The sequence below is a fragment of the Pseudomonas sp. A014 genome, assembly GCF_052378495.1.
In the GTDB taxonomy this organism is placed as follows: Bacteria; Pseudomonadota; Gammaproteobacteria; order Pseudomonadales; family Pseudomonadaceae; genus Aquipseudomonas; species Aquipseudomonas machongensis.
On record NZ_CP199001.1, the window covers coordinates 861,661 to 881,194 of the forward strand.

Here is a 19,534-nt window from a genome sequence, read left to right on the forward strand (position 1 = left end):
GGGTTTCTACTATGTATCTACCTTTGGAGATACTTATGGAAGTCAAGATTCAACAGTGGGGCAACAGTGCTGCCATTCGCCTGCCATCGACCATTCTCAAGCAGATGCGCCTGAGCGTGGGCTCCGTCCTCAGCCTGGATACCGCCACCGGGTCGCTGGTTCTCAAGCCCGTCCGATCAAAACCCAAGTACAAGCTTGAGGAGCTGATGGCCCAGTGCGATCTCGATGCACCCGAGCCGGATGAGCTCGCGGCGTGGAACGCCATTCGTCCTGTTGGTCGTGAGGTATGAGGCGGGTGGGATTCGCCAGGGGCGATATTGTGCGAGTCGATCTTGAGCCTGTGGTCGGACGCGAGCAGCAAGGTGCGATGCGTCCGGTTCTGGTGCTCACACCGGCTGCCTACAATGCCGCGGGCCTGGCGGTGGTAGTCCCGATCACTCAAGGTGGGGATTTCGCCCGACATGCCGGGTTTGCAGTCACGCTCAGTGGGGCAGGTACGCGAACCCAGGGCGTGGTGTTGTGCAACCAGTTGCGTACGCTGGATCTCGAGGCACGTGGTGCCCGACGTATCGAGTCTGTTCCCGACGTTGTCATTGATGATGCGCTGGCGCGCGTACAAACCTTATTTGAATGAGCGTGAAGTCGCTTGGAGCTGGACTCCCATGACCCCTATCCCTGTATCGCTGATCCGCGAAACCTTCCCCGTAGGCCCCCTGCAGTGCAACTGCACGCTGATCGGCGACCCGGTCAGCAAGAAGGCCATCGTCGTCGATCCGGGGGGCGACGAGCAGAAGATTCTCGCTCGCCTGCAACAGCATGGCCTGACGCTGGTGAGCATCATCCATACCCACGCCCACTTCGATCATTTCCTGGCTTCCGGCAGGCTCAAGGAGCTGACCGGTGCGACCCTGCACCTGCACAAGGACGACCAGCCGCTGTGGGACAACCTGGAGATGCAGTGCCAGATGTTCGGTGTGCCCTACACGCCGGTACCTGCCCCGGACCGTTGGCTCGCCGATGACGAAGCGCTGGCCTGCGGCTGTGGCGTGGCGCTGCACACGCCCGGGCATACGCCGGGCTCGATGAGTTTCTGGTTTGCCGAGCACAAGCTGCTGATTGCTGGCGACACCCTGTTCCGGCGTGGTGTGGGGCGCACCGATTTGTGGGGGGGCGATCAACGGGCTATCGTTCGTTCAATCAAGGAGCGGCTGTACCGCCTGGATGAAGAGGCGATCGTGGTGACCGGCCATGGTCCGGATACTCGCCTCGGCGAAGAGATGCGTGAGAACCCGTTCGTGCGGGCGTGAAGTTTCATGGAATTTTTCCGCGTCGCTGCAATCCAAGGCTGGCACTGATCCGCATACGATCCGCTGCACTTTCGAATTTCACCAGGAGCTTGTCCATGTTCACCATGCGTCGTCTGATTATCGTCGCTACCGCTGCTGCCCTGATGACCGGCTGTGCCGGCCAGAACCCCTACGACAACCAGGGCCAGGCGCAGGGCGGCTCCACAGGGATGAGCAAGACTGCCAAGTACGGTGGCCTGGGTGCACTGGCCGGTGCCATCGCGGGTGCGGCCATCGATCACAACAACCGTGGCAAGGGTGCGCTGATCGGCGCTGCTGCGGTAGGCGCCGCCGCCGCCGGTTATGGCTACTATGCCGACAAGCAGGAAGCCGAGCTGCGTGCACAGATGGCCAACACCGGTGTCGAAGTGCAGCGCCAGGGTGACCAGATCAAGCTGATCATGCCAGGTAACATCACCTTCGCGACCGATTCGGCGAACATCGCCCCAAGCTTCTACTCGCCGCTGAACAACCTCGCCAGCTCGTTCAAGCAGTTCAACCAGAACACCATCGAAGTGGTTGGCTTCACCGACAGCACCGGCAGCCGCCAGCACAACATGGACCTGTCGCAGCGTCGCGCGCAGGCCGTCAGCACCTACCTGACCTCGCAGGGTGTCGATGCTTCGCGGGTTTCGGTACGTGGCATGGGCCCGGATCAGCCGATCGCCAGCAACGCCGATGCCAATGGTCGGGCGCAGAACCGCCGCGTAGAGGTCAACCTGAAGCCGATCCCTGGCCAGCAGTATGACCAGCAGGGCACCGTTCAGCAGTACCCCTGACCCTTAACGCAGCCCCTTTGCGGCCCTGTCGCGGGACAAGTCGGCGCACCGACTTGTCCCGCGATGCGTTTCAGCGCACGTGACTGGCCTGGATCGCCGTCAACGCGATGGTGTGCACGATATCGTCCACCTGCGCACCGCGCGGCAAGTCGTTCACTGGCTTGCGCAGCCCCTGCAGCATCGGCCCAAGGCTTACGCAGTCGGCACTGCGTTGCACCGCCTTGTGCGTGGTGTTGCCGGTGTTCAGGTCCGGGAACACGAACACCGTGGCGCGGCCCGCAACCTGGCTGTGCGGTGCCAACTGCCGGGCAATCTCCGGGTTGGCTGCGGCGTCGTACTGCAACGGCCCGTCGATCAGCAGGTCATGTTCCGCCTGCTGCGCCAGGCGTGTGGCTTCGCGCACCTTCTCCACTTCCTCGTCACTGGCCGCCGAGTCGCTCGAATAACTGAGCATCGCCACGCGCGGCGCAATCCCGAAGGCCTGCGCCGATTCGGCGCTTTGCCGTGCGATCTCCGCCAGCTCCACGGCGCTGGGGTGCGGGTTCATGATGCAGTCGCCGTACACCAGCACCTGCTCGGGGAACAGCATGAAGAACACCGACGACACCAGGCTGCAGTCCGGCGCGGTCTTGATCAGTTGCAGGGCCGGGCGGATGGTATTGGCGGTGGAGTGCACCAACCCTGCAACCAGGCCGTCGACTTCATCCAGCGCAAGCATCATGGTGCCGATCACCACCGGATCCTCCAGCTGCTGCTCGGCCATCGGGGCGTTGAGGTTGCGGCTCTTGCGCAGCTCGACCATCGGCTCGACGTAGCGTGCGCGAATCAGTTCGGGGTCGAGGATTTCCAGGTCGGCCGGCAGGGTAATGCCCTGGGCACGGGCCACCGCCTCGACTTCCTCGGGCTTGGCCAGCAATACGCAGCGCGCGATGCCGCGCGCCTGGCAGATGGCGGCGGCCTGCACCAGCAACGGTTCGGCGCCCTCGGGCAGGACGATGCGCTTGTTGGCCTGCTGCGCGCGCTGGATCAGCTGGTAGCGGAACACCGCTGGCGACAGGCGCATCTCTCGCGGCGTGCCACAACGCTGGTGCAACCAGTGGGCGTCGAGGTGGCTGGCGACGAAGTCGGTGATGAACTCGGCACGCTCGCGGTCGTCCACCGGGATTTCGCGGTTCAGCGAGTTGAGCTGGTTGGCGGTGTCGTACGATCCGGTGCTCACCGAAAGGATCGGCAGGCCGGCCTGCAGGGCGCCGCGGCACAGTTCGAGGATGCGCGGGTCAGGCTTGCTGTCGCTGGTCAGCAGCAGCCCGGCCAGCGGAACGCCGTTGATCGCCGCCAGGCTCACGGCGAGGATGATGTCGTCGCGATCCCCGGGCGTCACTACCAGGGTGCCAGGCTTGAGCAGCGGCACGGTGTTGGCCACGGTGCGTGCGCAGATGATGATCTTGTTCATCCGCCGCTGTTCGTAGTCGCCGGCGTTGAGTACCTGGGCGCCGAGCAACTCGGCGACATCGCGGGTGCGCGGGGCGTTGAGGTCTGCCTGGTAGGGGATGCAGCCGAGCAGGCGGAAATCGTTGCCGCGCAGCAGTGGCGAATGCTCGCGCAGGCGCGTGGCGAAATCGGCCATGCTTTCGTCGGTGCGGACCTTGTTGAGAATGACCCCGAGCACCTTCGGATCACGCGGGCCACCGAACAGCTGGGCCTGCAACTCGACGCGCCCGGAGAGCTCGCTGAGCACCTCGTTCTCCGGTGCCGAGACCAGGATCACCTCGGCATCCAGGCTCTTGGCCAGGTGCAGGTTGACCCGCGCCGCGTAGCTGGCATGACGGGTCGGCACCATGCCCTCGACCACCACCACGTCGTTGCCGATGCAGGCTTGCTGGTACAGGCGGATGATTTCTTCGAGCAGTTCGTCGAGTTGGCCATCGCCCAGCATGCGCTCGACCTGGGCCAGGCTCAGCGGCGTGGGTGGCTTGATGCCGTGGGTGCGTGCGACCAGCTCGCTGGACCGCTCGGGGCCGGTATCGCCGGGATGCGGCTGGGCGATTGGCTTGAAGAAACCCACCTTCAGGCCGCCGCGCTCAAGGGCGCGTACCAGGCCGAGGCTGATGGAGGTCAGGCCGACACCAAAGTCGGTCGGCGCGATGAAAAATGTCTGCATGCGTGCTTCTCGGAATAAGCGGTGCAAGGAATCAACGGCCAAGGGTAGCGCTATCGGCCCCGTTCGCGCACCAGCCGCAGGCAAAAGCCTGGCCGATGCGCCGGGTGCGCTCGTGCGCATCGAGCACCCAGGGGCGCGCTTGCCACGGCGGCTGGTGGCGCAGGTGCTGGGTATGACCGCAGGACAGCTCGACCACCCAATGGCCTTCCTCGTCCTGGTGAAAGCCGATGATCCGACTGATGGGCCGTTCGCCAGCCGCCGCGCGTTCGCAATCGGGCGAGGCCTTGGTTACACTTGTGCGCTCTACATTCTTTTGCAAAAGGTCTTGCCCCATGCTGATCGCCGCCAACAAGGCAGTCTCCATCGACTATACCCTGACCAACGACGCCGGGGAGACCATCGACAGCTCCGCCGGTGGCGCCCCACTGGTCTACCTGCACGGTGCCGCCAACATCATCCCGGGCCTGGAAAAAGCCCTGGAAGGCAAGCAGGCCGGTGACGAACTGACCGTTGCCATCGAGCCGGAAGACGCCTATGGCGAGTACCTGGCCGAGCTGGTCAGTACCCTGAACCGCAGCATGTTCGAAGGTGTCGACCAACTGGAAGTCGGCATGCAGTTCCATGCTTCGGCGCCGGACGGCCAGATGCAGATCGTCACCATCCGCGACATCGACGGCGACGACGTGACCGTCGACGGCAACCACCCGCTGGCAGGCCAGCGCCTGAACTTCCAGGTCAAGGTGGTCAACGTGCGTGACGCCAGCGAAGAAGAAATCGCTCACCGTCACATCCACGGTGAAGGTGGCCATCACCACTGATTTCTCAGCTAAGCTCTGAGAGTCGTCAGGCGCTCGAGCAAGCCGACCCACCCCCACGGGCGGGTGTACGGCTTGGTCGCGCGCCTTTTTAGTGGGCGCAATTCGCCCCAGCGGCAACCGGCAACCTGAGAGGGGAATCAAGATGAGTGCATTTCACGATCTGACGCTCAAGGCGCTGAACGGCCAGGACCTGCCGCTGGCACCGTTCAAGGGCCAGGTGGTGCTGGTGGTCAATGTCGCATCCAAGTGCGGCCTGACGCCTCAGTACGCGTCGCTCGAAAAGCTGCACCAGCAGTTCAAGGGCCAGGGCTTCAGCGTGCTCGGCCTGCCGTGCAACCAGTTCGCCGGCCAGGAACCGGGCACCGAAGACGAGATCCAGAAGTTCTGCAGCCTGAACTATGGCGTCAGCTTCCCTTTGAGCGCCAAGCTCGAGGTCAACGGGCCTGAGCGTCATTCGCTGTACCGCTTGCTGGCGGGCGAGGGTGCGGAGTTCCCTGGCGATATCACCTGGAATTTCGAGAAGTTCCTGGTGGGCAAGGACGGCCGCGTCCTGGCGAGGTTCGCGCCACGCACTGCGCCGGACGATCCGGCGGTGATTCAAGCGGTCGAGAAGGCGCTGGCCTGATGCATGCTGGAGCGGCGAACCGCCGCTCGGTTTTCCCAAAGGTACAGGAGCAAGCTGCGCCATATCCTGTTCAATCACTCAAATCAATAATGCTGTGCCCGCCATTCGGCTGGCTCTAAGCTCAGGCGCATTTCCTTACCTCATCGGGAGCGCCGCATGTCCAGCAACCCACTGTTTCAGCCCTTCACCCTGGGCACCCTCGAGTTGCCGACCCGTGTGGTCATGGCGCCGATGACCCGCACCTTCTGCCCTGGCGGCGTACCGCACAAGGGCGTCATCGAGTACTACCGCCGCCGCGCTGCGGCTGGCGTGGGCCTGATCATCACCGAGGGCACCACGGTCGATCACAAGGCTGCCAACGGTTATCCGAATGTGCCGCGCTTCCATGGCGAAGATGCCTTGGCTGGCTGGAAAAAGGTGGTCGAGGCCGTACACGCCGAAGGCGGGCGCATCGTTCCGCAGCTGTGGCATGTGGGCAGCGTTCGCCGCCTGGGTACCGAGCCGGACGCCAGCGTGCCGGGCTACGGTCCGAGCGGTAAAAGCAAGGATGGCCAGGTGGTGGTCCATGAAATGACCCACGACGACATCCGCGAGGTCATTGCCGCCTTTGCACAAGCTGCCCGCGATGCCAAGGCCATCGGTATGGATGGCGTCGAGATCCACGGCGCGCATGGCTACCTGATCGACCAGTTCTTCTGGGCCACCAGCAACCAGCGCAGTGACGAATACGGCGGCGATCTGGCGCAACGCTCGCGCTTCGCCATCGAGCTGGTCCAGGCCGTGCGTGCTGCGGTGGGGCCGGATTTCCCGATCATCTTCCGCTTCTCCCAATGGAAGCAGCAGGACTACAGCGCGCGCCTGGTCGAAACGCCCGAGGCATTGGCAGCCTTCCTGCAGCCGCTGGCCGACGCCGGTGTGGATATCTTCCACTGCTCCACCCGCCGTTTCTGGGAGCCGGAGTTCGACGGCTCGCCGCTGAACCTGGCCGGTTGGACCCGCAAGCTCACCGGCAAGCCGACCATCACCGTTGGCAGCGTTGGTCTGGATGGCGAGTTCCTGCAGTTCATGGTCGACACCGACAAGGTGGCCAAGCCGGCCAGCCTGGAGGGCCTGCTGCAGCGCCTGGGCGATGATGAGTTCGACCTGGTGGCGGTCGGTCGTGCGTTGCTGGTGGATGCCCAGTGGGCGCAGAAAGTCCGCGAGGGGCGTGAGGAAGAGATTCTGCCGTTCAGCCGCGAGGCGCTGTCGAGCCTGACTTGATCGTCAGCGGCGTGGCCGCGCGCTTACTCTGGGCGGCGGTCTGCCGACAGGCGCTGTACAAGTGCGCCTCGAACTCTTCGACGATCGCTTGCCAGCCCTGGCGGCTGGCGTGCTGGCGGGCATTGAGACGCACCCTGCGCAGGGTCTCGGCGTCCTCGAGCAGCCAGCATGCGGCGTCGATGAACGCTGGCTGATCCCCCGGCATGGCCAGCGCGCCGCTGTGTCCGTGGCGAATATGCTGGGCTGCGGCGGCCTCGTCGTACGCCACTACCGCAAGGCCCGAGGCCAGTGCTTCGAGCACCACGTTGCCGAAGGTTTCGGTGAGGCTGGGGAAGAGGAACAGGTCGCCGCTGGCGTAATGTTCGGCCAGTGCTTCGCCGCGTTGCACGCCACAGAACATCGCATCGGGGAACTGCTGCTGCATCTGGGTACGCAGTGGCCCGTCGCCGACCACGACCAGGCGCAGGCGCCGCTGTGGATAAGTCTTTTGCAGCGCCTGCATGCAAGGCAGCAGCAGCGCGAGGTTCTTCTCCGCCGCCAGGCGTCCGACGTGCAGCACCGCGATGTCATCCGGGCCAAGGCCCCACTGCTCACGCAGCGCCTGGCTGCGCCGTGCCGGGTTGAACAGTTGCGCATCGACGCCACGCGCCATCAGTGCCAGGCGTTCGAAACCACGTCGCTCCAGCTCCAGGCGCTGGCTGGCGCTGGGGACCAGGGTGGTCGCGGTGCGGCGGTGGAACCAGCGCAGGTAGTGGGTGAGCAGGCGTGCCAGCAGACCCAGGCCGTACTGGCCGGAATACTGCGGGAAATTGGTGTGAAAACCACTGACCACGGCAATCCCCAGGCGCCGTGCGGCGCGCAGGGCGCTGAGCCCGAGCGGGCCTTCGGTGGCGATGTACAGCACATCAGGGCGCAATCGACGCCAGCGGCGCCACAGTTTGTGCATTGATACCTCACCCCACTGCAGGCCGGGATATCCGGGCAGTGGCCAACCGCGACAGAGCAGCAGCGAGTCGTCGCTATTGCCCGGTGCATCGCTGGCTTGGCGTGGGCGCACCACTTCCACTTGATGCCCGCGCACGCGCAAGCCTTCACTGAGGCGGCCAAGGGTATTGGCCACACCATTGATCTCCGGCGGGAAGGTTTCGCTGACGAGGGTGATGCGTAGAGGCGGCGTATTCATGTCAAAAAGTTTCCGCCTGCTTGGTTGCCGTTATGTGACATGAAAATGATCCCCTGGTGACGTGTGTTTTCCAGGTTTGTCTGTCACTCGAATATTTCCTCGTCGGGTCCTCAAGAACCACCTGTCCTCAGCCGATGCAGAAGCATTCGACGGGTGGATTGCGCTCCGGGAGAGCGGTGATGTTCAACAGCAAACTGAAAAAAGAAATCCAGCAATTGCGCGAGGAACTGCAATCCATCGAGCAGGTGAAAAACAGCCTCGATAGCGAAATGCTCGTGCTGCAACTCGATCCCCAGGGGCGCATCGAGTCCGCCAATGCCAATTTCGAAAAAGAAATGCTCTACAGCAGCGATCGTCTGATCGGCCGCAACATCGAAGAGATCGTCCCGGAGCACGTGAAGAAGCTGGATTTCTGCCTGCGCATGAAGGCTGCGATCGCCCGTGGCGAGCACCTCAACGGCGCGTTCCGCCTGCTGCGGGGCAATGGCGAAGAAGCCTGGCTGCGCTCGATCCTGCAACCGGTCAAAGGTGTCGACGGGCGGATCAAGTACTTCACCCTGCACTCGAGCGACCTGACCCGCACCATCGAGACCTCCCGCGAGCATGAAAGCCTGATCAAGGCGCTGATGCGCTCCACGGCCGTGATCGAGTTCAACCTTGACGGGCAGGTGCTGACCGCCAACGACCGCTTCCTGCACACCATGGGCTACAGCCTGGAGCAGGTGCGCGGCAAGCATCACCGCATGTTCTGCGACCCTGAGGAAACCAGCTCGGCAGGTTACCAGCAGTTCTGGGAGAAGTTGCGCCGCGGAGAATACGTGGCCGAGCGCTTCAAGCGCATTGATTCACATGGCCGAGTCGTCTGGCTGGAGGCTTCGTACAACCCGATCATCGATGCCCATGACGTGCTCTACAAAGTGGTGAAGTTCGCCACTGTGATCACTGACCAGGTCAATCAGGAAATCGCCGTGGCCCAGGCCGCCGATATCGCCTACAGCACCTCGCAGGACACCGACGCCAGCGCCCGCAAGGCCACCGACGTGGTCACCCAGACGGTCGAGGTGATGCGTGGCCTGGAAAGTTCGATGCAGGAGGCGGCCCAGGGCATCCAGGCGCTGGACAAGCAATCCAAGGTGATCGGCTCGATCATCAAGACCATCAGCGACATTGCCGGGCAGACCAACCTGCTGGCGCTCAATGCCGCGATCGAAGCCGCCCGGGCGGGCGAGCAGGGCAGGGGCTTCGCAGTGGTTGCCGACGAAGTGCGCCAGCTCGCCTCGCGTACCAGCAGTGCTACCGAGGAGATTGCCCGGGTGGTGCAGCAGAACGAGCAACTGGCCCAGGCGGCGGTGGACATCATCGACACCAGCAAGCGCCAGGCCGAGCAGGGCCTGACGCTGGCCGGGGAAACCGGCAGCGTGATCGTCGAGATCCAGGACGGGGCGAAGAAGGTGGTCAATGCGGTGGGGCAATTCTCCAGCCAGTTGAGTCACTGACTGACGGGCGGTGCCTTGCGCTGCCCTTTCCCTTCAGGTCTTACCCTACAAGCACCTGTCTTGCTCAAAATCCAAGGCCAGCCCAATTCCTGTGGGAGCGGGCTGGTCCCGCGATCACCGGCATCGCCGGGGCCATCCAACGGGGTCTCAGTTTCGGCACAAGAGCCCGGATGCCTCAGTTGCGCTCCCGCACCCAGAACAACGTAGCCCCCGCCACCGCCGCCGGCATCATCAGCACGTTCACCCCCGGGATCAGCAGCGCCAGGTAGGTGATCCCGCCAAAGCCCATCGACTGCCAGCGCTTGCTGCGCAGCCAGGCGAGCATGTCCTGCCAGCTCATCTTGTTGTTGTCGGCCGGGTAGTCGATGTACTGGATAGCCATCATCCAGATGCCGAAGACCAGCCACAGCGGCGCAGCCACCACGTTCACCACCGGAATGAACGACAGGATGAACAAGCCGATGGCGCGTGGCAGGAAGTAGCCGAGCTTGCGCATCTCGCGGCTGAAGGTGCGCGGTACCATCGCCGCCAGTTCGCCCCAGCTGAACGCCGGGAAGGTGTCTTCACCGCGCACCACCACCTCGACCTTCTCAGCGAGAAAACCGTTGAACGGCGCGGCGATGATGTTGGCGAACAGGGTGAAGGTGAAGAACACCATCAGCACCACCAGGGCGACGAACAGTGGCCACAGAATGTAGGTGAGAAAGCTCAGCCAACTGGGCAGGGTCGGCATCAGCGCATCCACCCACAGGCTGAACTGGTGGCCGGCGAAATAGATCAGGCCGCCGAACAGCAGCAGGTTGACTGCCAGAGGCAACAGCACGAACAACCGCAGGTTCGGGCTCAGGACCAGCTTCAGGCCCTCGCGCAGGTACTGGGGGCCGGACAGGACGGGGGCTTGCATCGGGATGCTCCACAAAAGGAAAACGGGCTGACCTTACCGAGTTTGCGGCGCCGACGAAAGGCGCGACACCGGCTGTAACAAAGCATAGGGACAATCACAGATCGGTTTCGTCCCTGGATAGAGCCTGTCTATAAGGTGGATTGTCGAAGGATATTTCCTTAATCTTTGCCACCTCGCTACAGTGCGTTCAATTTCTGAACGCCGTGAAACGCCGCGAGCCCTCAGTGGGAGGTGGCCCCCAGGTTTTCGGACCTGTGCGTTGTAGCCTTCCCCAAGTGCTGCGCAGGTCCTTTTTATTTTCCAGCCGGCGTCGCCGGCACACCGGTGTCGGCCTCATGTGGCCGGCTCGACAGGAGCACGACATGTCCGAAGTTCGTCATTCCCGGGTCATCATCCTCGGTTCCGGCCCTGCCGGTTACAGCGCCGCAGTCTACGCTGCCCGTGCCAACCTCAAGCCGCTGCTGATCACCGGCCTGCAGGCTGGCGGCCAGCTGACCACCACGACCGAAGTCGACAACTGGCCGGGCGACCCCCATGGCCTGACCGGCCCGGCACTGATGCAGCGCATGCAGGAACACGCCGAGCGCTTCGAGACCGAGATCGTCTTCGACCACATCAATGCCGTCGACCTGGCCAGCAAGCCGTTCACCCTGACCGGCGACAGCGGCACCTACACCTGCGATGCGCTGATCGTCGCCACCGGTGCCAGCGCCCGTTACCTGGGCCTGCCGTCGGAAGAAGCGTTCATGGGCAAGGGCGTGTCGGCCTGCGCCACCTGCGACGGCTTCTTCTACCGCAACAAGCCGGTTGCCGTGGTCGGTGGTGGCAACACCGCCGTGGAAGAGGCGCTGTACCTGGCCAACATCGCCAGCAAGGTGACCCTGGTGCACCGTCGCGATACCTTCCGCGCCGAGAAGATCCTGATCGACAAGCTCAATGCCCGTGTCGCCGAAGGCAAGATCGAGCTCAAGCTCAACGCCACCCTGGACGAAGTGCTCGGTGACAACATGGGCGTGACCGGTGCGCGCCTGAAGAACAACGATGGCAGCAGCGACGAGATCAAGGTCGACGGCGTGTTCATCGCCATCGGTCACACCCCGAACACCTCGCTGTTCGAAGGCCAGCTGACCTTGAAAGACGGCTACCTGGTGGTCAACGGCGGCCGTGAAGGCAATGCCACCGCCACCAACGTCGAAGGTGTGTTCGCTGCCGGTGACGTGGCCGACCACGTCTACCGCCAGGCGATCACCTCGGCCGGTGCCGGCTGCATGGCAGCACTGGACGTCGAGCGCTACCTGGACGGCTTGGCCAACGCCTCGTTCTGAGTCGCTGCCTGATCACGAAAGAACCGGCCCTTTGGCCGGTTCTTTCGTTTCAGCGTGCCGGCGCTGCACTGCGAAACGCCGTCGGCGAGAGCCCGGTCACGCGCTTGAATGCATTGCTGAAGGCGCTTTCCGAACCATAGCCCAGCGAGCCTGCCAGCACTGCCAGTGGCGTGCTCTCTTCACGCAGGGCGCGCTCGGCCAGGCGCATGCGCCATTCGGTGAGGTAGGTCAGCGGCGCCACGCCCGCCACCGTCCTGAAATGCAGGGCAAAGGTGGTGCGCGACATGGCGCAGGCTTGGGCCAGTTCGTCGAGATGCCAGGCCCGCGCCGGATCGCCATGCATCAGGCGCAATGCCGGGGCCAGGCGTGGTGCGCCGAGTGCGCGCAACCAACTGGCCGGCATGGGCGCGGCGGTCTGCAGGTGAGCCCGCAGGATCTGGATGAACAGCAGCTGTGACAACTGCGCCGAAGCGAGCTGTGCGCCCGGTTGCCCGGTGCTGCGCTCGGCGACCAGTTGATCGAGCAACCAGCGAAAGTTGCTCGCCTGCTTGGACGCTGCCGGTACGTGAATCCACCCCGGCAGGACATCGGCCAGCAGGCGTCCGCTGCCGGGATCAAGCAGCACATGCCCACCAATATGGGTGAAATCGTTGCCGTCGCCGAGCACCACCGGCGACTGCCCGGAGGCGCTGAACACGCTCATCGCATCGACAGGTTCGGTATCCAGGTCGCTGGCCAGGACGAAGCCGCGCTTGGCAGTCAGCAGGCCGACGTCCCCGGTATTGAACTGCACGGCCTGGGGTTCGCCATCGATCTGTACCCAGCAACTGCCCTTGACCACGGCGAAGAACTTGATCTTGTCGGGCGGCGGAAAGCGCAGCGCCCAATGCCCGCCCGCGCTGAAGCCGCCGGTGGTCAGTGAAGTGGCGTTGGTGAGGCGCAGAATCTCGGAGAAAGGGTCGATGTTCATCGCCGTACTCTCGCGCAACTAATGCGCACGTTCAAGCATTAACAGTACGCAGTGTGCGCCTTAACCTTTCCTGTATTCGCGCTTGGCGCGACCAATCGAGAGAGGAAGGCAACATGAGCGAACCCTGGGTTCTGGTCACCGGCGGCACCGGCTTTATCGCCCAGCATTGCATCATCGCCCTGCTGAACAAGGGCTACCGGGTGCGCACCACGATCCGTTCGGCCACCCGTGAAAACGAGGTGCGCGACTATCTGAAGGTTGGCGGTGTCGAGGCGGGCGAGCGCTTGCAGTTCGTCGTCGCCGACCTGGCCGACGATGCCGGCTGGGCCCAGGCGTGCGAGGGTTGCTGCTATGTGCTGCACGGCGCCTCACCCACCCCTTCGGGCGATCAGCAGCGCGAAGAGGACTGGGTCAGGCCAGCCGTTGACGGCAATCTGCGGGTACTGCGTGCGGCGCGTGATGCCCGGGTCAAGCGTGTGGTGCTGACCTCCGCCTTTGGTGCGGTGGGCGTTGGGCACAGCCCCGAATATCGACGCCCCTTCGATGAAACCGACTGGAGCGACCTGAGTGGCAATGTCGCGCCCTACCAGAAATCGAAAACCCTGTCCGAGCGTGCCGCCTGGGACTTCATCAAACGTGAAGGCGGTGATCTTGAGCTGTCGGCGATCAACCCGGTGGCGGTGCTCGGGCCTGCTTTGGGGGCCGATTATTCCCACTCCATCCGCATCATCGTCAGCCTGCTCCAGGGGCAGGCCGGTTGCCCACGGATCAACTCGGGCTTCGTCGATGTGCGCGACCTTGCCGACCTGCATCTGCTGGCGATGACCCACTCTGCAGCCAAGGGCGAGCGCTTCCTGGCGATTGCCGGTGAAAGCATGTGGATGACCGATGTCGCCAAGGTGCTGCGCCATCACATGGGCGAGGTGGCCAGCAAGGTCTCGACCCGTGAGCTGCCCAACTGGTTGGTGCGCCTGGCTGCGCGCAGCAACCCGAACATGAAGTCGATGGCGCCGTTGCTGGACGTGAACATGAACTGCACCAGCGAGAAGGCGCGACGCCTGCTTGGCTGGTCACCGCGCTCACGTGAGGAGGCGATCGTCGCGACCGCCCGCAGCCTGGTCAGCCTCGGGCTGGTCGGCTGACGGGCAGCGGGATCAGAGGCTCAGGCGCATCGACAGGTCGATGGCCTTCACATCCTTGGTCATCGCGCCGATGGAGATGTAGTCGACACCGGTTTCGGCGATGACCCGCAGGGTGGTTTCGTTGACCCCGCCGCTGGCTTCGAGCTTGGCCTTGCCTGCGGTGATGCGCACCGCTTCGCGCATCTCGTCCAGGGTCAGTTCGTCGAGCATGACGATATCTGCACCAGCCGCCAGGGCCTGGCGCAGTTCGTCCAGGCTTTCCACTTCGATTTCCACCGGCTTGCCCGGCGCGATGCGGTGCGCGGCGGCGACGGCTTCGGCCACGCCGCCGCTGGCAGCGATGTGGTTTTCTTTGATCAGGAAGGCGTCATACAGGCCGATGCGGTGATTGTGGCAGCCGCCGCAGGTGACCGCGTACTTCTGCGCTAGACGCAGGCCCGGCAGTGTCTTGCGGGTATCGAGCAAGCGCACCTGGGTGCCCTCGACCAGGTCGGCGAGAAAGCGTGCGCGGGTGGCCACGCCCGACAGCATCTGCAGGAAGTTCAATGCCGAGCGCTCGCCGGTGAGCAGCGAACGGGCCGGGCCTTCGAGATGGAACAGCACCTGGTTGGCGGTGGCGCGTTCGCCATCGGCCACCTGCCAGTGCACGGCCACCCGCGGGTCGAGCTGGCGGAACACGGCATCGACCCAGGCGGTGCCGGCGATCACGCAGTCTTCGCGGGTGATGATGGTGGCCTTGGCCAGGCGCTCGGCCGGAATCAGCTGGGCGGTGATGTCGCCGCTGCCGACGTCTTCCAGCAGTGCTCGGCGCACGTTGGATTCGATTTCGGCGGTGAGATCGGCGAGACGTAGGTTCGGCATGGTCGGCTCCACAAGCTAGGTGCCGGCGATTATAGGGCAGGGGGGCGCGGTTTACAGCCGTCGACCCTGCAGTCGGGAAGTGTGCGTCTGGTCGCGTCTTGTAAATGGCGTGTTGGCAGCTGTCATCTTTTTCACTGATAATGGCGCCTTGTATTTGGCGTCATAGCTTTGACGATGTTTCCTCGCCAGTCGACCAATACCCTGCAAGGAGTTCGGGATGCATGAAGAAGGCAAGATGGGGCCCTTGGTGGCCGCCATCGACAGAGGGGTGCGCACGCCCTTGCCTTGCCTTCCCGTCGTGCTCCTGCAAGTACGTGACAAAGCGGCACTGCACTTGCGCCAAGGGCTGCGTGCCCTGTTCGACAACGCTGACGACACGCTCTTCGAAATGGCTGACAAGGCTTGCGCGGGCGATCAGCAACATCTCTATTTCGAAGCCATGCGCGACTTGCGTCTCAAGCGCAAGAGCATCGAACGTGCCTTTCTCGACATCTTCCATGAAACCTTCAGCCGCATCGGCCAGGCCGACCCGTTGGGCGCGCTGGGCACTATCGACCTGCCCGTCGGCAAGGCCCAGCGCGAGCGAACACTGGCGGTCGGGGCCATGGTCGAGCGCGTGCTGGCGCGCGACGTCTTTGCTCTCGAGCAACTCGGCCAGCGCTTTGCCGCCCTGCTCGAAATCCCGCTGGATGTGCGGTGCAATCCGCTGGGGCCCGCGTGCCTGTGTGGCTACTTTCTGGACGCCGGACGCAGCCTGGGGGTAGACCTCAAGGTCAAGCTGGTCCTGCTCAAACTGTTCGAGCGCTATGTGCTGCGCGACGTCGACCTGCTCTATGGCGAGGCCAACCAGTTGCTGGCCGCGGCAGGCGTGCTGGGCGAACTTGCCCCCGCCCCGCGTCGGCGTGCCGAGGACCGCGGCCTGGCCGCACGACGCACCCCGGCCTCGTTGATCGCGGGTGAAGACATTGGTGCGGACAGCGCCGGCCAGGCGTATTTCGCCTCGCTGGAAGGCTTGCTGGCACCGGTACGCGGCAGGCTGGCGCCACGCTTGCAGAGTGTCTCGGCGGCGCAGCCGATCGGTAGCGCCGACCTGTTGCGCTTGCTCACTCACCTGCAGCATTACGTGCCCGGGCCGTTCGAGGCCGACGATTTCGACCTCGGCCAGCAGCTCGAACAACTGTTGCTGCGGGTCAGCGTTCGCAGTGGCACGCGCCGCCGCCTGGCCACTGCCGACGAAGACATGATCAACCTGGTCGACCTGCTGTTCGACCACATCCAGCACGACGATAACCTGCCCCCGCCCCTGCGCGCCCTGCTTGGACGCTTGCACATCCCACTGCTCAAGGTCGCCTTGCTCGACAAGAGCCTGTTCAGCCGTGCCAGTCATCCAGCGCGCCGCCTGCTCAACGAGATCGCTGCCATGGCCATCGGTTGGGAAGGAGCGGGTGAAGGGTTGCAGGCGCGGGTTGAGCGTATCGTCCTGCGGCTGCTCAGCGATTTCACCGACGATGCTCGGCTGTTCGCCGAGGTGCTCGAGGAGTTCCTGCTTTTCAGCACCGAAGAGCGTCGGCGCAACGAGCTGCTGGAGCAGCGCACCCGCGATGCCGAGGAGGGGCGGGCGCGGACGCTGCAGGCACGCCAGCAGGTCCAGCACGCGCTCAACCAACGCCTGCGCGGGCGCGTATTGCCGCGGGTGGTGGTGCAGATGCTGGTGGACTCCTGGAGCCAGGTGCTGCTGCTCGCCTGGCTCAAGCAGGGCGAGGCGTCCGCGGCCTGGATCGATGGCCTGGCGACCATGGACGCGCTGCTGGACAGCATCGCCCCGCACCCGGGGCCGCAAGCGCGCCAGGCCCTGCTCGAACAGGTGCCGGGGCTGCTCAAGGCTTTGCGTGATGGGCTGGCGGGTGTGGCACTGGATTCGGCTGCGCTGCGCGAATTCTTCCTGCAACTGGAGCGTCTGCACTTGCGCGCCTGTGCCGAGCCCGGCCAATGGCAGGACGAGGCTGACGATGTGCGGGTGGAGACGGATATCGTCCTGGCCGTCGCCGAGGAGTCGGCAGGTGGCCGGGCGCCGGTCCTGGACGAGCACAGCCCGCAATTGCGCCAGGTTCAGCGCCTGCGCCTGGGCACCTGGATCGAGCTCAGCGACGATGACGAGCCGCTGCGCTGCAAGCTGGTGGCGCGTATCGACAGCAGTGATCGGCTGGTCTTCGCCAACCGCACCGGCATGAAGGTGCGCGAGTGGAACAGCATTGGCCTGGCCCTTGCCCTGCATCGTGGCGAGGCACGGGTGCTGGACGACGGGCTGCTGTTCGAGCGCGCCCTCGATGCGGTGCTCGACAGCCTGCGCATTGCCCAGGCACGTTGAGGTACCCACAATCATTTACATGCAAGCGCGCTGTCGGCGGGGCATACTGAAGCCTCGTATCCGGCGTTTTTCAGGATCTGCCCATGCAATTGGACCGCGCCACTGGCTGGTTCTCCGGTGTCACTCACTGCCCCTCGCCGAACTTCAACGCCCGCCCCGAAGGCGAGGCGATTTCCCTGCTGGTGATCCACAACATCAGCCTGCCGCCAGCCTGTTTCGGTACGGGCAAGGTTCAGCAGTTCTTCCAGAACCGGCTTGACCCGGCAGAGCATCCCTACTTCGAAAGCATCCAGCACCTGACCGTGTCGGCGCACCTGTTCGTCGAGCGCGACGGTGCGGTCACCCAGTTCGTGTCGTTGCTCGACCGCGCCTGGCATGCCGGGGTGTCGTGCTTCGACGGGCGTGAGGGATGCAACGACTTTTCCATCGGTATCGAACTCGAAGGCACCGACGATATGCCTTACACCGATGCCCAGTACACGGCCCTGCAACAGCTGACGCGGCAGATCCGCAGCCTCTGGCCTGCGATCGGCCCCGAACGCATCAAGGGTCACGACGATATCGCGCCGGGACGCAAGACCGATCCCGGGCCAGCCTTCGACTGGCCCCGCTACCGCGCTGCGCTGAACGAGGACAAGGCATGAGTTTCCTGGTGTTGGTACTGGTGTTGTGGGTCGAGCAGTTCTCGTCCCTGCGCCATCGCTTGCAGCGTGACGGGTTCTTCCTCGGTGAGCTGGTGCGTCTGGAGCGCAGCGGCAAGGTGCACCCCTGGTGGAGCCTGGCGATCCTGGTGCTGGCACCGGTGCTGGTGCTGGCGTTGCTGCTGCATGTGTTGCAGCCGGTGGCCTACGGCTTGCTGGCGCTGCCAGTGCACCTGCTGGTGCTGATCTACAGCCTTGGGCGCGGAGATGCCAAGGCGGCGCTCGGCCCGTTCCGCGACGCCTGGCGTCGGGGTGATGAACAGGCGGCGCTGCATGTGGCCGAGCGCGATCTGGGCCTGGCTGCAGACGATCCGCGTGACCTGCTGGCGCGGGTGCAGGGCAACCTGGTGTGGCAGGCGTACCAGAGCTTCTTTGCCGTGATCTTCTGGTATTTCCTGCTCGGCCCGGCCGCCGCACTGGGGTATCGCTTGCTGGCGCTGAGTGCAGCAAACAGCCATCAACCAGCGCTCAAGGAGCGCGCGGCGCAGCTGCGCCATGCCATGGACTGGTTGCCGGTGCGGGTGTTGGCATTGAGCTTCGCGCTGGTCGGCAACTTCGTTTCGGTGGCCCGGGTGATGCTGCACGAGGTGCTCAACTGGCACATCAGCGCGGGGCAGTTGATCGCCCGTGTCGGGCGGGTGGCCGATGACATTCCCGAGGAAGAAGAGGCGCAGAGCGCGCTGGCGCGCCTGGACAGCCTGTGGGAATTGCTGCTGCGCAGCGCGGTGCTGTGGTACGCGGTGTTTGCGCTGTGGACGGTGCTGCTGTGAACTGAACGCCGAAGCCGCTTAACCTTAAGTTACAAACCTTGGATTGATTCTGCGCTATACAGAGCCTCGGCCAGTTATGGCCTTGTGCTACCCCGCAGAACAATAAAAATCCAAGGAGGTGACCCATGAAGCGCCTGCTCCATCCGGCCATCGCGTTGATGAACCGGCTGAGCTTCGGCATGAAGTTCAGCCTGATCAGCGTCCTGTTCTTCCTGCCCATGCTGGTCACCAGCTTCTATCTGGTTCGCGATGCCTATCGCCAGTTCCATGTCACAGGCGTCGAGCTGAGCGGCCTTGGCCCTGTGGCTGGCACCCTGGCCCTGCGTGGCGACCTCGAAAGCCTGGGCAATCTTCTGCAGATCAACGCCGTGCTCGGCCAGTCGGGCCAGGCCGGGGATGTCGAAGCGCGTATCGATGCCCTCGAGGACAAGGTCCAGGCCCAGCTCCAGGCCCTGGCGAGCCAGGATCCGCAACTCGAAGCCAAGCGCGTCGAGCTGGCCGACGCCTTCGCCAAGGCTCGCGCCGAAACCTCCCTGCAAAACAAGACCGCGCTGTTCGACAAGCTGCTGGCCCAGGCTCAGGTGCTGGGCAAGCTGGTGGCCAGCCAGGCGGGCTTGAGCCAGGACAATCAGGCGTCGGTACGCCAGTTGAGCGACCTGATCGGTGCCAGCACCGCCCAGGTCACCCAGATGCTCGGCGAAGGACGGGCCATCGGCGCTGTTGCCCTGGGGCGCGGTTTCATCGATTCGGCGGGGAGTGCGCGGTTCGAAGACTTGCTGCAACGCCTGGAGCGTCTGTCGGCCGACTACGCCCTGCGTGTGGAGG

The 19,534-nt window shown here is 64.2% G+C and carries 18 protein-coding genes and 2 pseudogenes; 14 read left to right on the forward strand and 6 right to left on the reverse strand.

Features of this window, described 5'->3' with window-relative positions; translation table 11 throughout:
• Positions 1-35 precede the first annotated feature (35 nt).
• From ACTYOL_RS04085 to ACTYOL_RS04100, 4 genes are all read left to right on the forward strand, one after another.
• Positions 36-290 (forward strand): AbrB/MazE/SpoVT family DNA-binding domain-containing protein, encoded by a 255-nt coding sequence (locus ACTYOL_RS04085; RefSeq protein WP_063546635.1) that lies wholly within the window; start codon positions 36-38, stop codon positions 288-290.
• Entirely contained in the window at positions 287-634 is a 348-nt protein-coding gene (locus tag ACTYOL_RS04090) for a type II toxin-antitoxin system ChpB family toxin (protein WP_063542834.1), read from the forward strand. The genes ACTYOL_RS04085 and ACTYOL_RS04090 overlap by 4 nt, the downstream gene beginning before the upstream one ends.
• Positions 635-662: 28 nt before the next feature.
• On the forward strand, positions 663-1,307 hold the full coding sequence (locus ACTYOL_RS04095) for an MBL fold metallo-hydrolase (RefSeq protein WP_054895121.1): 645 nt from the start codon (positions 663-665) through the stop codon (positions 1,305-1,307).
• 95 nt (positions 1,308-1,402) lie between these two features.
• Positions 1,403-2,125: an OmpA family protein gene (locus ACTYOL_RS04100; RefSeq protein WP_065863405.1), complete on the forward strand. Its 723-nt coding sequence runs from the start codon at positions 1,403-1,405 to the stop codon at positions 2,123-2,125.
• A gap of 70 nt (positions 2,126-2,195) precedes the next feature.
• Here the strand turns inward: ACTYOL_RS04100 and pta are convergent, their stop codons facing one another.
• Together pta and ACTYOL_RS04110 are read right to left on the reverse strand one after the other, a co-directional pair.
• Positions 2,196-4,286: a phosphate acetyltransferase gene (pta, locus tag ACTYOL_RS04105; RefSeq protein WP_444757569.1), complete on the reverse strand. Its 2,091-nt coding sequence runs from the start codon at positions 4,284-4,286 to the stop codon at positions 2,196-2,198.
• A 31-nt stretch (positions 4,287-4,317) separates the two neighbouring features.
• Positions 4,318-4,620, reverse strand: a complete 303-nt coding sequence (locus tag ACTYOL_RS04110) for a DUF3565 domain-containing protein (RefSeq protein ID WP_054895124.1) — start codon at positions 4,618-4,620, stop codon at positions 4,318-4,320.
• Between ACTYOL_RS04110 and ACTYOL_RS04115 the strand changes: the two genes are divergently transcribed.
• The 3 genes from ACTYOL_RS04115 to ACTYOL_RS04125 all read left to right on the forward strand — a co-directional run bounded on the left by ACTYOL_RS04115 (position 4,619) and on the right by ACTYOL_RS04125 (position 6,989).
• The gene (locus ACTYOL_RS04115; RefSeq protein ID WP_054925639.1) at positions 4,619-5,104 is read left to right on the forward strand and encodes an FKBP-type peptidyl-prolyl cis-trans isomerase; all 486 of its coding nucleotides are present in this window, start codon (positions 4,619-4,621) and stop codon (positions 5,102-5,104) included. The two genes, ACTYOL_RS04110 and ACTYOL_RS04115, sit on opposite strands and share 2 nt — an antisense overlap.
• Positions 5,105-5,246: 142 nt before the next feature.
• Entirely contained in the window at positions 5,247-5,729 is a 483-nt protein-coding gene (locus tag ACTYOL_RS04120) for a glutathione peroxidase (protein WP_153772615.1), read from the forward strand.
• Between the two features lie 156 nt (positions 5,730-5,885).
• Positions 5,886-6,989 carry an NADH:flavin oxidoreductase gene (locus ACTYOL_RS04125; protein ID WP_444757570.1) on the forward strand — a complete coding sequence of 368 codons (1,104 nt, stop codon included), beginning with the start codon at positions 5,886-5,888 and terminating at the stop codon, positions 6,987-6,989.
• Here the strand turns inward: ACTYOL_RS04125 and ACTYOL_RS04130 are convergent.
• Positions 6,958-8,172 carry a glycosyltransferase family 4 protein gene (locus tag ACTYOL_RS04130; RefSeq protein WP_197892623.1) on the reverse strand — a complete coding sequence of 405 codons (1,215 nt, stop codon included), beginning with the start codon at positions 8,170-8,172 and terminating at the stop codon, positions 6,958-6,960. The genes ACTYOL_RS04125 and ACTYOL_RS04130 overlap by 32 nt on opposite strands.
• 269 nt (positions 8,173-8,441) lie before the next feature.
• Between ACTYOL_RS04130 and ACTYOL_RS04135 the strand changes: the two are divergent.
• Both ACTYOL_RS04135 and ACTYOL_RS04140 read left to right on the forward strand, forming a co-directional pair.
• Positions 8,442-9,074: pseudogene (locus tag ACTYOL_RS04135) on the forward strand (PAS domain-containing protein); the annotation flags it as partial.
• Positions 9,075-9,233: 159 nt separating this feature from the next.
• Positions 9,234-9,668, forward strand: a pseudogene (locus ACTYOL_RS04140) (methyl-accepting chemotaxis protein); the annotation flags it as partial.
• 175 nt (positions 9,669-9,843) lie between these two features.
• On the opposite strand, the gene cysZ reads toward ACTYOL_RS04140, so the two are convergent.
• Positions 9,844-10,572 (reverse strand): sulfate transporter CysZ, encoded by a 729-nt coding sequence (gene cysZ, locus ACTYOL_RS04145; protein ID WP_200602662.1) that lies wholly within the window; start codon positions 10,570-10,572, stop codon positions 9,844-9,846.
• 362 nt (positions 10,573-10,934) lie between these two features.
• Between cysZ and trxB the strand changes: the two genes are divergently transcribed.
• The gene (gene trxB / locus ACTYOL_RS04150; protein ID WP_054895213.1) at positions 10,935-11,897 is read left to right on the forward strand and encodes a thioredoxin-disulfide reductase; all 963 of its coding nucleotides are present in this window, start codon (positions 10,935-10,937) and stop codon (positions 11,895-11,897) included.
• A gap of 49 nt (positions 11,898-11,946) precedes the next feature.
• On the opposite strand, the gene ACTYOL_RS04155 is transcribed toward trxB, so the two are convergent.
• On the reverse strand, positions 11,947-12,867 hold the full coding sequence (locus ACTYOL_RS04155; RefSeq protein ID WP_197892613.1) for an AraC family transcriptional regulator: 921 nt from the start codon (positions 12,865-12,867) through the stop codon (positions 11,947-11,949).
• 113 nt (positions 12,868-12,980) lie between these two features.
• Here ACTYOL_RS04155 and ACTYOL_RS04160 point away from each other — a divergent pair, with 113 nt between their 5' ends.
• Positions 12,981-14,009, forward strand: a complete 1,029-nt coding sequence (locus ACTYOL_RS04160; RefSeq protein ID WP_444757571.1) for an SDR family oxidoreductase — start codon at positions 12,981-12,983, stop codon at positions 14,007-14,009.
• A gap of 12 nt (positions 14,010-14,021) precedes the next feature.
• On the opposite strand, the gene nadC is transcribed toward ACTYOL_RS04160, so the two are convergent.
• Positions 14,022-14,870: a carboxylating nicotinate-nucleotide diphosphorylase gene (gene nadC, locus ACTYOL_RS04165; RefSeq protein ID WP_444757572.1), complete on the reverse strand. Its 849-nt coding sequence runs from the start codon at positions 14,868-14,870 to the stop codon at positions 14,022-14,024.
• Positions 14,871-15,087: 217 nt separating this feature from the next.
• Between nadC and ACTYOL_RS04170 the strand changes: the two genes are divergently transcribed.
• The 3 genes from ACTYOL_RS04170 to ampE all read left to right on the forward strand — a co-directional run bounded on the left by ACTYOL_RS04170 (position 15,088) and on the right by ampE (position 18,709).
• A complete protein-coding gene (locus tag ACTYOL_RS04170; protein WP_444757573.1) occupies positions 15,088-17,238 on the forward strand; it encodes a DUF1631 domain-containing protein in 2,151 nt (716 codons plus the stop codon).
• Positions 17,239-17,321: 83 nt separating this feature from the next.
• On the forward strand, positions 17,322-17,882 hold the full coding sequence (ampD, locus tag ACTYOL_RS04175) for a 1,6-anhydro-N-acetylmuramyl-L-alanine amidase AmpD (protein WP_054895216.1): 561 nt from the start codon (positions 17,322-17,324) through the stop codon (positions 17,880-17,882).
• On the forward strand, positions 17,879-18,709 hold the full coding sequence (gene ampE, locus ACTYOL_RS04180; RefSeq protein ID WP_112897311.1) for a regulatory signaling modulator protein AmpE: 831 nt from the start codon (positions 17,879-17,881) through the stop codon (positions 18,707-18,709). Before ampD ends, ampE begins: the two co-directional genes overlap by 4 nt.
• Positions 18,710-19,534 lie beyond the last annotated feature (825 nt).

Coding starts and splice junctions, on each gene's coding strand:
- ACTYOL_RS04085 (WP_063546635.1), top strand. CDS start 36: ATGGAAGTCAAGATTCAACAGTGGGGCAACAGTGCTGCCATTCGCCTG.
- ACTYOL_RS04090 (WP_063542834.1), top strand. CDS start 287: ATGAGGCGGGTGGGATTCGCCAGGGGCGATATTGTGCGAGTCGATCTT.
- ACTYOL_RS04095 (WP_054895121.1), top strand. CDS start 663: ATGACCCCTATCCCTGTATCGCTGATCCGCGAAACCTTCCCCGTAGGC.
- ACTYOL_RS04100 (WP_065863405.1), top strand. CDS start 1,403: ATGTTCACCATGCGTCGTCTGATTATCGTCGCTACCGCTGCTGCCCTG.
- pta (WP_444757569.1), bottom strand. CDS start 4,286: ATGCAGACATTTTTCATCGCGCCGACCGACTTTGGTGTCGGCCTGACC.
- ACTYOL_RS04115 (WP_054925639.1), top strand. CDS start 4,619: ATGCTGATCGCCGCCAACAAGGCAGTCTCCATCGACTATACCCTGACC.
- ACTYOL_RS04110 (WP_054895124.1), bottom strand. CDS start 4,620: ATGGGGCAAGACCTTTTGCAAAAGAATGTAGAGCGCACAAGTGTAACC.
- ACTYOL_RS04120 (WP_153772615.1), top strand. CDS start 5,247: ATGAGTGCATTTCACGATCTGACGCTCAAGGCGCTGAACGGCCAGGAC.
- ACTYOL_RS04125 (WP_444757570.1), top strand. CDS start 5,886: ATGTCCAGCAACCCACTGTTTCAGCCCTTCACCCTGGGCACCCTCGAG.
- ACTYOL_RS04130 (WP_197892623.1), bottom strand. CDS start 8,172: ATGAATACGCCGCCTCTACGCATCACCCTCGTCAGCGAAACCTTCCCG.
- cysZ (WP_200602662.1), bottom strand. CDS start 10,572: ATGCAAGCCCCCGTCCTGTCCGGCCCCCAGTACCTGCGCGAGGGCCTG.
- trxB (WP_054895213.1), top strand. CDS start 10,935: ATGTCCGAAGTTCGTCATTCCCGGGTCATCATCCTCGGTTCCGGCCCT.
- ACTYOL_RS04155 (WP_197892613.1), bottom strand. CDS start 12,867: ATGAACATCGACCCTTTCTCCGAGATTCTGCGCCTCACCAACGCCACT.
- ACTYOL_RS04160 (WP_444757571.1), top strand. CDS start 12,981: ATGAGCGAACCCTGGGTTCTGGTCACCGGCGGCACCGGCTTTATCGCC.
- nadC (WP_444757572.1), bottom strand. CDS start 14,870: ATGCCGAACCTACGTCTCGCCGATCTCACCGCCGAAATCGAATCCAAC.
- ACTYOL_RS04170 (WP_444757573.1), top strand. CDS start 15,088: ATGCATGAAGAAGGCAAGATGGGGCCCTTGGTGGCCGCCATCGACAGA.
- ampD (WP_054895216.1), top strand. CDS start 17,322: ATGCAATTGGACCGCGCCACTGGCTGGTTCTCCGGTGTCACTCACTGC.
- ampE (WP_112897311.1), top strand. CDS start 17,879: ATGAGTTTCCTGGTGTTGGTACTGGTGTTGTGGGTCGAGCAGTTCTCG.